The following is a 13,896-nucleotide window of genomic DNA, read 5'->3' as shown; positions in this document are numbered from 1 at the left end:
CACCCCGTCCCCGCGTCCGGTATCCCGTTCGCCCCGTCTCGTCTCGTTCCACCCCACCCGGCGCAGACGCACTACCTCGCGGGGTGGGGAGCGTGGGGTGGGGGGAGAGCGCGGGGTGGGGAGGGGCGGCGGGGTCAGGCCAGGGTGCGGGCCGCGTAGGCGGCGAGGTCGGGCCAGCGGGACTCCGCGCCGCCCTCGTGGTCGTTGAACTCGTACACGTCGATGTCCTTCGAGCCGCCGTAGCGGTTGAAGGCCGCGAACACCGTGGACGGCGGGCACGTGGCGTCCTGCAGGCCCGTGGAGAACAGGGCCGGGGCCGTCGCGCGGCTCGCGAAGTTGACGCCGTCCACGTAGCTCAGCGTGCGGAACACCGTCTCACGCTGTCCGCGGTGGATGCGGAGGTAGGCGTTGACCTCCCCGTACGGGTCGCGGTCGGACATGCCGACGGCGCGCTCGAAGTGGCAGAGGAAGGGCACGTCGATCATCGCGGCCGCGAGGTCGTCGCGAAGGCCCGAGACGGCGAGGGTGATGCCGCCGCCCTGGCTGATGCCGGTGATCGCGATGCGTGACGTGTCGATTCCGGGAAGCTCGCGGACCGCGTCGACGCACAGCACAGCGTCCGTGATGAGACGGCGGTAGTAGTACGTCTCCGGCGCCTCGATGCCGCGCGTCATGACGCCGGGGAAGCTCGGTCCGGCGCCGTGCGGGTCGGCCGTGACACCGCCGCCGCCCCACGTGGCGCCCTGTCCGCGGGTGTCCATGACGACGTACGCGTACCCGGCGGTGGGCCACGCGAGGCGCTCGTGGGGCAGGCCGCGTCCGCCGCCATAGCCCACGTACTCGACGATGACGGGGAGGTCAGCCGTCTCTCCGGCTGGACGGATGTACCAGCCGCTGATGGGGTCGCCGGCGAAACCGGGGAAGGTGAGGTCGTAGATGTCGACGCCGCGGAGGGCCGACTCGATCTTCGTGATCGTGGGGCCGTCGCCGCGCATGGCGCGCGACTCCGCGAGGGTGCGCGTCCAGAACTCGTCGAAGTCGTCCTCGACGCGGACGTCGGGGCTGAACGTCCTCAGCTCGGACTCGGGCAGATCGAATCGCGCCATCGATGGGGTCCTCTCACCTCACGGAATTCCGACCCTACCGCTCGTGAGGTGTCGCACCGTGTCGCCCGGAGTCGCGCGGCGGCGACGGATCGCGACACCTCAGGGGAGGCGGGGTCCGGAGCGGACGGCGATGTCGGCGAGGACGGCGTCGATGAGACGCAGAGCGCGCTCCGTCGCCATGCGGTCAGACCGTTCGGCGGCCCGGGCCACCGCGATCCCGTCGGTGACCGCGAGCACGAGCGCGGCGTCGTCGGCCGTGACCGACGACTCAGGGAACGCGTCGGTGAGGAGGCGCAGGAGCACGTCCTCTGTGCGGGCCCAGTCGGTCGCGTGGAGCGCGCGGATGCCGGCGTCGGTCGTGGCCCTTGCGGCGAAGGCGGTCCAGACGATCGCCTCCTCCGTCCCCTCGTCCGTGACGCAGGAGATCTCCGAGCAGAACACCCGCAATCGCGCCTCGGCCGTCTGCTCCTGCTCCAGCAGGGCGCGGACGCGTGCGCGGAACCGGTCGTTCACGGCCGTCATGGCTCCGACGATGAGGTCGTCCCGCGTGGGGAAGTTGTGCTGGACGGAGCCCACCGAGACCCCGGCCTGAGCGGCGACGTTGCGGATGCTGAGGGCATCGCTGCCCCGAGTCGCGAGCACCGTGACGACGGCGTCGAGGATGATCTCCCTGCTCCCGCGTCGACCGGCCACCGTCGTCCTCTCGATTTCGTCGTCCCTCGTAGGCTACGGTGAGATCGTGACCAATACGAACGTATTGCCGGCCGCTTCCCATCGCACGGCGCGCATCGCAGCCATCGACGTCGTCCGCGGCGTCGCCATCATCGGTACCCTCGGGACGAACATCTGGGTGTTCTCGCACCCATGGGGACTGCTCGGGATGCTCTCGGCGCCGGTCACACCCGAGACGCCGGACGCGGCGGCGGTGACGCAGCTCGTGTTCATGACGCTGACGCAGGGCAAGTTCCTCGCGTTGCTCTCCCTCGTCTTCGGGATGGGGGTCGCCATCCAGCACGGTGCCGCGGTGCGCCGCGGGGCGCGCTGGCCCGGCCGCTACCTCTGGCGTGCGACGCTCCTGTTCCTCGACGGCGCGATCAACTACGTCCTCATCGCGGAGTTCGACGTGCTCATGGGCTACGCGGTGACGGGGGCCGTCGTCGCGTACCTGCTGCTCACGAGCCCGCGCGCCCAGCGAAGGATGATCGCCGTGTTCGGAGCGCTGCATGTCCTCGTCATCACCGTCATCGTCGCGGCGATCGTCCTGACCGGGGCGAACGGCGACGCCGCGCTCCCGAACGGCCGGAACCCCTACGCGGACGGGACGTTCCTCGACCTCGTGCTCTTCCGCCTCGACAACCTCGTCGTCTTCCGCGCCGAGGCGGTGCTCATCGGGTTCCTCTCGCTCGCGCTCTTCCTCCTCGGTGCGCGCCTCTTGGGGGTGGGCGTGTTCGCACCGGAGGGCGCGCGCGTCCGCCGGCGGCTGCTCGTCGCGGGCGCGATCGCGCTCCCCGTGGACGTCGTTCTCGGGGTCGCCGGTGGCACCGCCGGGCTCTTCGCGGAGCGCTACCTCCTGGCCCCCATCGTCGCACTGGGGCTCCTCACCCTCCTCGCGGAGCTCAGTCTCCGTCTCGGCACCGACGGGTGGATCGCCCGCCGAGCGCGTGAGGTGGGCCGCGTCGCCCTGAGCGCGTACATGCTCCAGAACCTGCTGGCCGGAGCGCTCTTCTACGGCTGGGGTCTCGGCCTCGCGGAGAGCGCGGCGGGTGCACGCGTTCCCGTCACGATTGCGGCCTTCATCGTGCTGACCGCCGCCATCGTGGTGCTCGCGCACCTCTGGTTGCGTCGCTTCGAGCTCGGCCCCGTCGAGTGGCTCTGGAAACGCGCGGCGCAGCTCGGCACGCGCGCCTAGCGGAGGTCAGAGGGCGGCGACGCGCGTGACGCGGATCACCGCGATCCCCTGCTCCTCCGAAGCGGCGAGGTCGACGTCGGCGAAGATGCGCCAGTCGTGGTCTCCGTCCGGATCGTCGAGGATCTGCTGCACGTGCCACACGCCCTCAGACGGCTTCTCCTCGATGTCGAGCATGCGCGCGCTGCGGGCGTCCGGGCCCGTGCCGATCGACTCGTGCTGCGCGTAGTACCCGTCGAGCGCGTCGCCCCACTCGTCGAGTCCGAAGCCGTCGGCGCCGTCGAGTTCGGCGAGGCCCGCGTCGTCCTCGAGCGCGGCGAGCTGCACGCGTCGCCACAGCTCGTTGCGCACGAGCACCGTGAACGCGCGCCGGTTGCGCAGCACGCTCGGCGGGGGCGGCGGCGCGACGGGAGCCGTGGGGTCGATCGACGGGTTGATGAGCTGCTCCCACTCGTCGAGCAGGCTCGAGTCCACCTGGCGGACGAGCTCACCGAGCCATTCGACGATGTCGAGCAGCTCCTCGCTCTTGAGCTCCTCCGGTACCGAATGGCGGAGCGCGCGGTAGGCGTCGCCGAGGTAGCGGAGCACGAGGCCCTCGCTGCGGCCCAACTGGTACAGCGACGTGAACTCGCCGAACGTCATGGCCCGTTCGGCCATGTCGCGCACGACGGACTTCGGCTTCAGCTCGTAGTCGCGCACCCACGGCTGGCTCTGCGCGAAGGTCTCGAAGGCGCCGTTGAGGAGCTCCTCGAGCGGCTTCGGGTACGACACCTCTTCGAGCAGCTCCATGCGCTCCTCGTACTCGATGCCCTCGGCCTTCATCGCGCCGATCGCCTCACCGCGGGCCTTGAACTCCTGCTGCGAGAGCACGGGGCGCGGGTTGTCGAGCGTGGCCTCGATGACGCTCACGACGTCGAGCGCGTACTCGGGCGACGACGTGTCGAGCAGGTCGAGGGCGGCGAGGGCGAACGGCGAGAGCGGCTGATTGAGGGCGAAGTCGTGCTGCAGCGGCGCGGTCAGACGGATGATCGGACGCAGGGGAGTGCCGTCCTCCGCGGTCTCGCCGCGCACCACCTCCACGACCTCGGCGGTCACCAGGGTGCGGAAGATCTCGATCGCGCGTCGGGCGAGGGCGTACTTCCGGGCCTTCGGCTCGTGGCTTCCGAAGATCAGCTCGCGCACGTCGTCGAGAGCGTCGGAGCCGCGCGAGATGATGCTCATGAGCATCGATGCCGTGATCTGCATGCGGCTCGTGAGGGCTTCGGGCTCGGCCGCGAGGAGCTTCTCGATGCTCGGCTCGCCCCACGAGACGAAGCCCTCCGGCGCCTTCTTGCGGATGATCTTCCGCTTCTTCTTCGGGTCGTCGCCCGCCTTCTCGATCTGCTTCGCGTTCTCGATCTCGTGCTCGGGCGCCTGCACCACCACGTAGCCGGCGGTGTCGTACCCGGCGCGACCCGCGCGGCCCGCGAGCTGATGGAACTCGCGCGCGGTCAGCTGCCGCATCCTGGTGCCGTCGAACTTCGTGAGACCCGTGAGGAGCACGGTGCGGATCGGCACGTTGATGCCCACGCCGAGCGTGTCCGTTCCGCAGATCACGCGCAGCAGACCGCGGCCCGCGAGCTGTTCGACGAGGCGGCGGTACTTGGGCAGCATGCCCGCGTGGTGCACGCCGATCCCCGAACGCACGAGGCGGCTGAGCGACGAGCCGAACGTGGTCGTGAAGCGGAAGCCGCCGATCGCGTCGGCGATCTCGTCGCGCGCCTCGCGGGAGATCACCTTGATGCTCATGAGCGCCTGCGCCCGCTCCATCGCCGCGGCCTGCGAGAAGTGCACGATGTAGACGGGCGCCTTGTCGGTGTGGAGCAGCTCCTCGACCGTCTCGTGCACGGGCATGCGCTCGTACTTGTGGTGGAGCGGGACGGGGCGGTCGACGCCCGTGACCTGCGCGACGGGCCGGCCGGTGCGGCGCTCGAGGTCCTCCGCGATGTCGGTCACGTCGCCGAGGGTCGCCGACATGAGCACGAAGCGGGCGCGCGGAAGTGTGAGGAGCGGCACCTGCCACGCCCAGCCGCGGTCGGCGTCGGCGTAGTAGTGGAACTCGTCCATGATCACGAGGTCGACGAGCGCCTGCTCGCCCTCGCGGAGGGCCAGGTTCGCGAGGATCTCCGCGGTGCAGCAGATGATGGGGGCGTCCGCGTTCACGGACGTGTCGCCCGTGACCATGCCCACGTTCTCGGCGCCGAACACGTCGACGAGCTGGAAGAACTTCTCGCTCACGAGCGCCTTGATGGGGGCGGTGTAGTAGCTGCGCTCGCCGTGGGCCGTCGCGACGGCGTGGGCGGCGATCGCGACGAGCGACTTGCCGCTTCCCGTGGGGGTGGAGAGGACGAGGTTCGAGCCGGTGACGATCTCGAGGACCGCCTCCTCCTGCGCCGGGTAGAGCGTGGTGCCGCGCTCCTCCGCCCACTCCGCGAACGCGGTGTATGCGGCGTCCGGATCGTCGTCCGTCGGCATGCGTTCCAGGAGAGAGGTCACGATACGACGGTAGTCGCTCCTGCCGCAGCCCCGGCCCGCGGCTCCGCCGGGGATCAGAGGCGGCGGGGTGCGGAGAAGACGGTGTCGACGCCCGGGGAGTAGAGGACGGAGTCCGGGGCTCGGGCGGCGAGGTGCGGGAAGCCCGCGACGGCCAGCAGATCGTCCCGGAGGTGGACGAGTTCCGCCCGCCGTAGCGGCCAGGCCTCGTGCGAGTTGCGGCTGTACCAGGTGCGGCCGAGGTGCCGCTCGTGGAAGGCCCAGCGTGCGGTGAGGAAGTCGGCGAGCGGGTCGTCCTGCACGGGGGCGTCGAGCACGCGCGCGACGAGATGCGTCCGCGGGAGACCGGGGCCGAAGCGCCGGGAACGGTAGGCGACGAGGTCGCCGCGGCGGCCGAGCGACATGCGCGCCCACTGATAGTTGAGACCGAAGGCGGTCCGCGCGGCGAGGACCGGCAGGAGGTGCGACGCCTCGAGGGAGCCGAAGACGACGCCGCGCCGCCCGGCGTCGTCCACCGAATAGTGGCGCACGTTGATCTCGGGGAAGGTGCCGAGCCAGGGGATCGACGGGCCGCCGAGGATCTGCGTCCGCGCCATCTGGAAGGCGATGATCCCGACCCAGGCGCTGCCGTCGAAGACGTCCGGTCGCGTCCCTCGCGGGAGGTGCGGGGCGACCTCGGCCGGATCCACGCGCCAGTGCACGAACGTCGCGTCGCTCCACCGTTGCGAGAGGATGCGTCGGCCGGGGAGCGGGGGCGCGGTGGACGTGATCGCCTCGACCGCTGGAGCGTCGTCCATGCGTCGAGCCTGGCAGAGGTCGTCGGATTCGAGAGGAGCCTTGCGCACGCCTCCCGTGAGGTGTCGGAATCCGACGCTCACCCGAGAGGTCGAGCGTCGGATCGCGTCACCTCAGGGCAGCTGGGCGGTGGCGAAGACGACGCGATTGTCGTCGTAGTGGCCGGAGTTCGCGTCGAAGAAGCCGCCGCACGTGATGAGGCGGAGTTCGTCCGTCAGCGTCGCGCCGAAGACGCGCGCGGTGGGGAAGTCGTCCTTCGGGAAGTCGGCGACCTCGGTGACCGTGTACGTCACGACGCGGCCGTCGACGTCCGTCACGTCGACCTCGTCACCCGGCGCGAGCTCGTGCAGACGGAAGAACACGGCGGGTGCGGTGACCGAGTCGACGTGGCCGGCGATCACCGTAGGGCCGTGCCCTCCGGGCTTCCCGCCGCCGGTGAACCAGCCCACGTCGTCGAAGTCGCTCGGCACCTCCATCTTCCCGTCGGCGCCGATGCCGAGGTCGATGAGCGGCTCGTCGAGCCCGATCGCCGGCGCGGAGACGGACGCGGGTGGGCGTCCCTCCGCGAGCGGCGTCGGATCAGGGGACGGGGTGGCCGTCGGCGTCGGCGCCGCGGTGACAGCCGCTGTCGGCGTCGAGGCGGGCGGCGTCGGGGCCGACTCCGGAGCCGCCGCGCAGCCCGTGACGATCGTCACGGTCAGCGCGACGGCGGCGAGCCCCGAGAGGGTGCGCCGGTGAAGCGGCGCACCCTCTCGAGTCCTGGGGGCGTGGATCACGCCTGCGAGCGGCGCCGACGGATCACGACGGCGGCGGCAGCGAGGGCCCCGAGCGCGGCGACGGCGCCGGCAGCGGCAACACCGGTCGTGTCGGTCGTGGCCTGGGCGGCGGTTCCGCCGGCCCCCGTGTCCACGCCCTCGACGGGGATCTGCGTCAGCTGGCCGCGCACGACGCCCGCGGCGAAGTCCGCGGTGTGCGAGTCGCCCGTGAAGCCGGCCGGGTTCGCCTCGATCTGCGCGAGCGTGAAGCCCTCACCCGTGTCGGTGCCGGCGTCGCTCTCGATGCCCGTGGTGAACGGGCCCTGGAGGCATCCGCTGCTCGTGCGCTCGCCGCTTCCGTCGTCGACAGGGTTCGGGAACGCGATGCGCGGCGGACCGGCCTCACCGAGGGCGGCCTCGTGGATGTGGGTCGCCGTCTTGGCGGGGCTCTCGTACTCGCCTGTCACGCCCGTGAGCGTGATGTCGTAGCAGATGATGTCCTGGTCGGAGTTGATGCGGAACGTGAACGTGCCGCTCGCGCCCTCCTCACCGGGGGTCGCGACGCCGTCGTTGTTGATGACCTGGTCGGGGGTCGCCATCACGGTGAAGGCGCTCGTGAAGGTGTCGGGCTCGGCCACCTCGGTCTCGGCGTGCGCGGGCGACGCCGCCACCAGGGCGAGTGCCACGGCGGCACCGCCGGCCACGGTCAGGTTGCGGGTGAATCGCTTCGTCGTCATGATTCCTCGTTCTCTGGGCTCGCGGCGTCCGGACGGACACGGCTTCTGCAGGGGCATACGTCGGCGAGCGGCACGGCGTTCACCCGGGTGCGGATTTTTTTCGCGGGCGTGAACGAGAGGGTCGCCGCTGACGTATCCCCGGGTGGGCGCACGATGCGCTCGCCTAGGCTGGAGGGACGCAGATGACCGTCACGATGACGCGTCCGACACCGGAGTGGAGTGCGATGGGCACGGCGGACGCGGACTTCGATGTGGCGGCGGCCTTCGCCGAGCACGGGTCGTCCCTGCTCGGCTTCGCCGTGAACGCGCTGCGAGACCGCCCGCTCGCCGAGGACTGCGTGCAGGAGACCTTCCTGCGCGCCTGGCGGGGGCGGTCGGGTTTCGACGCGGCGAGGGGCAGCGCGCGCACGTGGTTGTTCGCGATCGAGCGGCGCGTCATCCTCGACGTGTTCCGCGCCCGCCAGCGCACGCCCGTGCTCGTGCCGACGGAGCACGCGGGCGAGCTCGTCGCCGACGCGGGCGATCCGCTGGAGCGTCTGCGCATCGTCGAGGCGCTCGCCCGGGTGAGCCCCGAGCAGCGGGAGGCCGTCGTGGCCGTGCACCTCACCGGGCTCAGCTACCAGGAGTTCTCCGAGGCGTCGGGCGTACCCGTCGCCACCCTCCGCACCCGCGTCTTCTACGCACTCCGCGCCATGCGCGGCCATCTCGAGGAAGTGGAACGATGACCGACGACGTCTACGCCCGCCGCGCTGAGCTGATCGCCGCCGCGCTCGCGTCCGAACTCACCCCCGACGAGGCGGCCGAGCTGGATGCACTCCGTGTGGAGGACCCGACGATCGACGAGGACCTCGCCGCGTTCGGCGTCGTGCTCGGCCGCGTCCGCTCCATCGGTGCGTGGGACGAGTCCGCGCCGTCGCCCGAGCTCGCCGGGCGCGTCGAGGGCGCCGTCGAGCGGGAGCGGACGACGGGCCATGCGCATACGCCCGACCCTGAAACGGTGGACCAGGATCCCGTCGGCGTCGAGCGGATCGGACCCGACGGCCGCGTTCCGTCGCGCAGGACCGCGCGGCGGCGCGCCCTGCTGACCGCGGGCGCCGCGGCGTGCGTGGCCATCGGCATCGGCGGCGGCGTCCTCCTCGCCACACCCGCGGCCCCGCCCTCCGGTCCGGCCGGCGCGCTCGGTGCCGTCGAGGCCGTCTCCTTCGACGGTGAACCCTCGGGCGTCGACGTGGACGGCGACGTCATCGCGCACACGTGGGGCACGGAGGCGGTCCTCACGATCGAGGGGCTTCCGGCCGGGGACGTGTACGACGTGATCGTGCTCGACGGGACGGGACGGGAATGGAGCGCCGGCACCTTCCTGGGCTCCGACGTGCCGATCGACTGCCGCATGAACGCGTCGGTCCTGCGGACGGACGCCGTCGAGGTGCAGATCCGCGCGGACGACGGCACGGAGATCGCGAGCGCAGCTCTGCCGGCCGTCGCGGGCTGAGCGGCGGGATTCCGCACACCGGCTGGTGTGCCAGACCATCGACCCGGCCACCGACACGGCGGTAGCGTTCCGTCATGGTGGACCACGACGCGATGGCGCGGGCGCACGAGATCTTCGATCCGATCGCCCAGGAGCACCTCGAGCGACCCGACGTCGACATCGGGCCGATGTTCGGAACCGAGGGACTCCGCATCCGCGGGAAGGTCTACGCGTTCGTCGAGCACCAGGGCGGGTTGATCGTGAAGGTGCCGGAGCCGCGAGCGGACGAGCTCGCCGCCTCGGGTGGTGCGGAGCGCATGCGGATGCGGGGACGCGACATGCGCGAGTGGGTCACGGTGCGCCCGGATGCCGGTGCCGACCGCTGGCGCGCCCTCATCGACGAGGCGCAGCGCTTCGTCGACTCCATCACCCCCTGAGGGCTGCCGGTCAGCCGCCGGTCACGCGGGCGATGAGGTCCTGGATGAAGGGGATGACCTCGGTGGTCTGATCCACGCCGGCGAGGGCGACCGCGAGGAGAGGCCACAGCGAGACGAGAAGCGCCGAGATCACCGCGGCCACCGACATCACCCAGGAGAACGCTCCGTTCCGCGACCGCACGCTCACGACGAGGAACAGCAGCGCGAGGACGTAGCCGACGAGGAGAGCCACGACGATGCTGCCGACGGGGACGTCGAGCGCGCCCGCCGTGGCACCGTCCGCCGCCCCGATGAGACCGAGGATCGGCAACAGCAGGCCGACCAGGATCAGGAGGACGAGGACGGCTCCGGTGACGGCCGCCGCCCAGACGGCTCGGGGCCGCGGGCGACCGCCGGATGATGTGGATCGGCTGAGGAACGGCACGTCGATACTCCTTCGGTTCGTCGGTTCCCGCCCCGTCAGCGCTGGTCGGCGCCGGGGCGGTCGTCCGTCGCGGGACGGGCGGTGGAGTCGGCGGCATCGGCGAGGGCGTCGGCCGCCTCGGCGAGCCGCTCCGCGGCGTTCGCGAGGTCGTCGGACGTCCCGTCCGTCGGTGCGGACGCGGCGGCCTCATCGGCGGAGGCGGCGTCCCCTCTGGCCTCGTCTGCCCGAGCCTCGTCGATGTCGTCGGCGATGTCGTCGATCGCATCGGCGGTGTCGTTCCGGACGTCGTCCGTCGCGTCCGCCGCATCGTCGGCGGCCGCGGCCGCATCGGCCTTCGCGTCGTCGATGGCGCGGTCGGCCACGGTCCTCGCGTTCTGAATGGCGTCAGCGGTCGCGTCCGCGGCGCTCGCGGCGTCGGCCTTCGCATCGTCGATCGCCTGTCCGGCGCGCACCTTCGCGCCGTCGAGAGCCTCGCCGGCGCGCTCCTTCGCGTCGTCGATCGCCGCTCCCGCGCGTGCCTTCGCGTCACCGACGGAAGCGGCGGCCCTGTCCTTCGTCTCGCCGGCTCGGGCCTTGATGGCGTCGATCGCCTGGCCGGGGTCCGGCTCCTCGGAGTCGAACGGCCCGTGCACGTCGGTGACGGTGACGTCGATGTCGAGAGGGCCGTCGTGTCGGCCGGCGAGGCGGGTCGTGAGATCGGCGCGGACGGCGTCGGCGACGGCGGAGACGTTGGCGGGGTACTCGGCGACGAGCGACACCTCGACGTTCAGGACGTCGCGATCGACGAGGACGTTCACGCCCGGGACGCTCGTGCGCCCGAGGAGGCTGAGTCGAGCGCTGTCGACGGCACGTGCCGAGCGGGAACCGAGCGCGTACACGCCGGCCACAGCGGATGCGGCGTCGCCGATGAGCTGCGCGAGCTCGTCCGACTCGGACCGCCGCGTCGGCGACGTCTCGAGATCGACCGCCGGGGCGTTGGCGACCGGTGGGTGCGTGACGGAGGACTCGGCGACCGGCGCCGAATCGGACGATCCCGCGGACGACGGTGTCCCCTCGTCGTGCGACTCGATTCGACGGACGGTGTCCTCGTCGGGTGGGACGGGGACGAGCACCGTGGGGTGGTCGTGGTGGACCTCTGCGGGCGTGGGGATGTGCGCCCCGTCGTCCGTCTTCGCGTCGTCGGTCATGTCTTCCTCCTCGCGCCGCGGGGCGGCGCATCGGTCTTGCAGTCTGTGGGAGTGGACGCGGCCCCTCCGTCTTCGTCGGATAGGGGCCGCGTCGGGGGTGGTGCTGTGGTGCTGGACTACTTGTTGAAGGCGTCCTTGACGTCCGCGGCGGCGTCGCGCGACTGGCCCTTGACCTGGTCGGCCTTGCCCTCGGCGACGAGCTTGTCGTTGTCGGTCACGTTGCCGACGGCTTCCTTCGCCTTGCCCGTGATGTTCTCGGCGGCGGCCTTGATCTTGTCTGAAGCGCTCATGGTGCGATTCCTTTCGTTCTGCGTGACCGTGGTCACGGGGAGGGGAGTGACGGGATGACTCGGGTCAGGCGACCCGGTTGGTGCCGGCGAGCTTCGTGCGCAGCCCGCTGACGATCTGGACCACGATCGGCGTCGATGTTCCGAGCGCCGAGTCCCACTCGGCGATGGTCGCGTCGATCGAGCGGCGGAGTTCGACGGGGGAGGCGCCGCGACGGGAGTAGGCGGTGAGCCGGAGGGTGTTCTCCTTCTTCACCCGGAATCCCGTGACGTCGACGGAGACCACATCGGGGTTGCGCGACAGCGCCTCCTCGAGGACCTGGGCCGCGACCTTCACGTCGAGGGTGACGCTCCCGCCGGTCGGGGTCTGACCCGACGATGCCTCGTCGACACGGAGCAGGGTGCCCGTGTGACCGCGCCCCTGTCGGAAGACGAACCAGAGGAGCGCCACGATGAAGAGCACGGTGAGCACGGCCACGACCCAGAGGATCCACGGCTGCGCGTCGATCGTGTCGGTCGTCGGGCCGATGCCGTTCTGTGCGTTGTCCGCGATGTTCTTCTGCACGTCGGGGAGGAGCGCTCCCACGGACACGGCCGCGCCGGCCGCGAAGACGACGAGTCCCACGACGAAGACGAAGAGACGGTTGAGGAATCGGTTGGTGGAGTTCATCAGGCCACCGCTCCCTTCTCGGACAGACGCACCTTGGCGCGCAGGGCCGGACGATAGTCGTATGTCGCGATCTCGGCGTCGACGGCTTCCTGGATCTCTCTCGTGTCGAGCGTGCGACCGCTCGTCCGGGTGATCTCCACGCGCGCGCTGCGTGCGCCGACGCTGACGTTCACCTGTGCAGGGTCGACGTCACCGGCGTAGGCCGCCGTGCTGGCGAGCGATTGCGCGATGACGCGATCGTCGACGACCACTGCGGTCCGGTCGATGCTTCCGCCGCGACGACCGCGACGTGCGGGTGAGAGCGAGAGCACGATGAGGATGAGACCGACGATCGCCACGACGGCGCCGATGGCGACGAGGAGCGGTGCGGGTGCGGTCGGAGCGGACAGGACCGCCGTCACCGCATCCTTCGGTGCGACGAGGAGGGCTGGCTGCCCGATCGCGGCGAGCACGGATTCGACTCCGAGCCACGCCAGGACGAGGACGAGCAGCACGGCGATCGTGATCGCGAGGCCGGATCGAGGTGAGTGCGTCTCGCGACGCACCACGCGACGGTAGAGCGACGGGGTGCTCATGACACTCTCCTTCGTTCATCGAGCTTCGCGCCGGTGATGTGGAGGTCGACACGAGTGATCGTGGATCCGGTCAGGTGCAGGCACCGTTCGCGGATGGTGGTCTGGGCGCGGGAGATGCGTTCGAGGACGCTTCCGCCGCGTCGGGCCTCGACGCCCAAGGGGGAGACGTGGATGGGTGCACTCGCTGTGACGCCGAGGTCCCCGCGGGCATCGGAGAGGTCCACGGACACCTCCGATGCCCGCACACCGAGCTCCTCCGCGGTGACGGCTGACACGACGCGACGCACGGCCCTGGAGCTGATCGTGTTGCGACCACGCACGGCCTGCTGGGCCGTCACCGCCGCGGTCACGACGACCGCCGCCCGCGGAGGGCGTCGGCGACGCTGCGCAGGTCGAGCTTGCCCTCGAGCACACGTCCGACACCGAAGCCGACGAGCACGAACACGGCCACGAGGACCATGCTCCAGAACCCGAACGCGACGGCCGACAGAGCGAGGACGGCGCCGATCAGCATGCCCCGATCGGTGACGCTCACTGGACGCGGCTCTCGTCAGCGTCGTCGTTGTCGTCGGACGGGATGTGGACGTCCGAGACGGTGACGTTGACCTCGGTCACGTCCATTCCGACGACGTTCGAGATGGCGTCGGTGACGCTGCGGCGCACGTCGTCCGCAACGCGCTGGAGGTCGACGGGGTACTCGGCGACGATGATGATGTCGGCTGCGACCTGCTTCTCGCCCACCTCGACGGAGACGCCCTGGCCGCGGTCCTGAGCGTTGATCGCGTTGCGGATGGCGCCGATGGCGCGAGCGGCTCCGCCACCGAGGTCGTGCACGCCGGGGACCTCGCGTGCGGCGATGCCGGCGACCTTCTGGACGACGCCGTCGGCGATCGTGTTCTTGCCGGTGGACGGCGTGGCGACGTGGGCCTTGGTGTCGGTGACGTTCGACATGATGTTCTCCTTCTGGATGATTCGGTGGCGCAGGTCGGGTGCCCGGCTGCGGTTGCGCCGCAG

General features: G+C 71.1%; 18 protein-coding genes. 4 read left to right on the top strand and 14 right to left on the bottom strand.

What is annotated here, in order from left to right:
* Positions 1 to 134 precede the first annotated feature (134 nt).
* Positions 135 to 1,106 (bottom strand): acetylxylan esterase, encoded by a 972-nt coding sequence (locus tag CLV49_RS05115; protein WP_106562565.1) that lies wholly within the window; start codon positions 1,104 to 1,106, stop codon positions 135 to 137.
* 99 nt (positions 1,107 to 1,205) lie between these two features.
* On the bottom strand, positions 1,206 to 1,799 hold the full coding sequence (locus CLV49_RS05110) for a TetR/AcrR family transcriptional regulator (protein WP_127054468.1): 594 nt from the start codon (positions 1,797 to 1,799) through the stop codon (positions 1,206 to 1,208).
* Positions 1,800 to 1,845: 46 nt separating this feature from the next.
* Here CLV49_RS05110 and CLV49_RS05100 point away from each other — a divergent pair, with 46 nt between their 5' ends.
* Positions 1,846 to 3,015 (top strand): DUF418 domain-containing protein, encoded by a 1,170-nt coding sequence (locus tag CLV49_RS05100; protein WP_243696733.1) that lies wholly within the window; start codon positions 1,846 to 1,848, stop codon positions 3,013 to 3,015.
* 6 nt (positions 3,016 to 3,021) lie between these two features.
* Here the strand turns inward: CLV49_RS05100 and CLV49_RS05095 are convergent, their stop codons facing one another.
* The 4 genes from CLV49_RS05095 to CLV49_RS05080 all read right to left on the bottom strand — a co-directional run bounded on the left by CLV49_RS05095 (position 3,022) and on the right by CLV49_RS05080 (position 7,831).
* Positions 3,022 to 5,526 (bottom strand): DEAD/DEAH box helicase, encoded by a 2,505-nt coding sequence (locus tag CLV49_RS05095; protein WP_106562563.1) that lies wholly within the window; start codon positions 5,524 to 5,526, stop codon positions 3,022 to 3,024.
* Positions 5,527 to 5,600: 74 nt separating this feature from the next.
* Positions 5,601 to 6,341 (bottom strand): YqjF family protein, encoded by a 741-nt coding sequence (locus CLV49_RS05090; RefSeq protein ID WP_208019885.1) that lies wholly within the window; start codon positions 6,339 to 6,341, stop codon positions 5,601 to 5,603.
* A 111-nt stretch (positions 6,342 to 6,452) separates the two neighbouring features.
* Positions 6,453 to 7,115: a class F sortase gene (locus CLV49_RS05085; protein WP_243696732.1), complete on the bottom strand. Its 663-nt coding sequence runs from the start codon at positions 7,113 to 7,115 to the stop codon at positions 6,453 to 6,455.
* Positions 7,112 to 7,831, bottom strand: a complete 720-nt coding sequence (locus CLV49_RS05080; RefSeq protein ID WP_106562562.1) for a CHRD domain-containing protein — start codon at positions 7,829 to 7,831, stop codon at positions 7,112 to 7,114. The genes CLV49_RS05085 and CLV49_RS05080 overlap by 4 nt, the downstream gene beginning before the upstream one ends.
* A gap of 182 nt (positions 7,832 to 8,013) precedes the next feature.
* Here CLV49_RS05080 and CLV49_RS05075 point away from each other — a divergent pair, with 182 nt between their 5' ends.
* The 3 genes from CLV49_RS05075 (at position 8,014) to CLV49_RS05065 (ending at position 9,739) form a co-directional block, all read left to right on the top strand.
* A complete protein-coding gene (locus CLV49_RS05075) occupies positions 8,014 to 8,556 on the top strand; it encodes an RNA polymerase sigma factor (RefSeq protein ID WP_106562561.1) in 543 nt (180 codons plus the stop codon).
* The gene (locus CLV49_RS05070; RefSeq protein WP_106562560.1) at positions 8,553 to 9,323 is read left to right on the top strand and encodes a vWA domain-containing protein; all 771 of its coding nucleotides are present in this window, start codon (positions 8,553 to 8,555) and stop codon (positions 9,321 to 9,323) included. Before CLV49_RS05075 ends, CLV49_RS05070 begins: the two co-directional genes overlap by 4 nt.
* Positions 9,324 to 9,397: 74 nt before the next feature.
* Positions 9,398 to 9,739 carry a TfoX/Sxy family protein gene (locus tag CLV49_RS05065; protein WP_106562559.1) on the top strand — a complete coding sequence of 114 codons (342 nt, stop codon included), beginning with the start codon at positions 9,398 to 9,400 and terminating at the stop codon, positions 9,737 to 9,739.
* Positions 9,740 to 9,749: 10 nt separating this feature from the next.
* Here the strand turns inward: CLV49_RS05065 and CLV49_RS05060 are convergent, their stop codons facing one another.
* From CLV49_RS05060 to CLV49_RS05025, 8 genes are all read right to left on the bottom strand, one after another.
* Positions 9,750 to 10,163: a hypothetical protein gene (locus CLV49_RS05060; protein ID WP_106562558.1), complete on the bottom strand. Its 414-nt coding sequence runs from the start codon at positions 10,161 to 10,163 to the stop codon at positions 9,750 to 9,752.
* 35 nt (positions 10,164 to 10,198) lie between these two features.
* Positions 10,199 to 11,350 (bottom strand): Asp23/Gls24 family envelope stress response protein, encoded by a 1,152-nt coding sequence (locus tag CLV49_RS05055; RefSeq protein ID WP_106562557.1) that lies wholly within the window; start codon positions 11,348 to 11,350, stop codon positions 10,199 to 10,201.
* Positions 11,351 to 11,466: 116 nt separating this feature from the next.
* Positions 11,467 to 11,640: a CsbD family protein gene (locus tag CLV49_RS05050; protein WP_106562556.1), complete on the bottom strand. Its 174-nt coding sequence runs from the start codon at positions 11,638 to 11,640 to the stop codon at positions 11,467 to 11,469.
* Positions 11,641 to 11,704: 64 nt separating this feature from the next.
* The gene (locus tag CLV49_RS05045) at positions 11,705 to 12,307 is read right to left on the bottom strand and encodes an Asp23/Gls24 family envelope stress response protein (RefSeq protein WP_106562555.1); all 603 of its coding nucleotides are present in this window, start codon (positions 12,305 to 12,307) and stop codon (positions 11,705 to 11,707) included.
* Positions 12,307 to 12,882 (bottom strand): hypothetical protein, encoded by a 576-nt coding sequence (locus tag CLV49_RS05040; protein WP_106562554.1) that lies wholly within the window; start codon positions 12,880 to 12,882, stop codon positions 12,307 to 12,309. The genes CLV49_RS05045 and CLV49_RS05040 overlap by 1 nt, the downstream gene beginning before the upstream one ends.
* Positions 12,879 to 13,232, bottom strand: coding sequence for a hypothetical protein (locus CLV49_RS05035; RefSeq protein ID WP_106562553.1), 354 nt, complete (start codon positions 13,230 to 13,232; stop codon positions 12,879 to 12,881). Before CLV49_RS05035 ends, CLV49_RS05040 begins: the two co-directional genes overlap by 4 nt.
* The gene (locus CLV49_RS05030; RefSeq protein ID WP_106562552.1) at positions 13,229 to 13,417 is read right to left on the bottom strand and encodes a DUF2273 domain-containing protein; all 189 of its coding nucleotides are present in this window, start codon (positions 13,415 to 13,417) and stop codon (positions 13,229 to 13,231) included. The genes CLV49_RS05035 and CLV49_RS05030 overlap by 4 nt, the downstream gene beginning before the upstream one ends.
* Complete coding sequence (locus CLV49_RS05025; RefSeq protein ID WP_106562551.1) at positions 13,414 to 13,833, bottom strand: Asp23/Gls24 family envelope stress response protein; 420 nt, start codon at positions 13,831 to 13,833, stop codon at positions 13,414 to 13,416. The genes CLV49_RS05030 and CLV49_RS05025 overlap by 4 nt, the downstream gene beginning before the upstream one ends.
* Positions 13,834 to 13,896: the final 63 nt, after the last annotated feature.

The sequence above is a fragment of the Labedella gwakjiensis genome (assembly GCF_003014675.1).
Classification (GTDB): domain Bacteria; phylum Actinomycetota; class Actinomycetes; order Actinomycetales; family Microbacteriaceae; genus Labedella; species Labedella gwakjiensis.
Note: the sequence above shows the minus strand (reverse complement) of the source record. Positions and strands in the feature narration are given on the sequence as shown.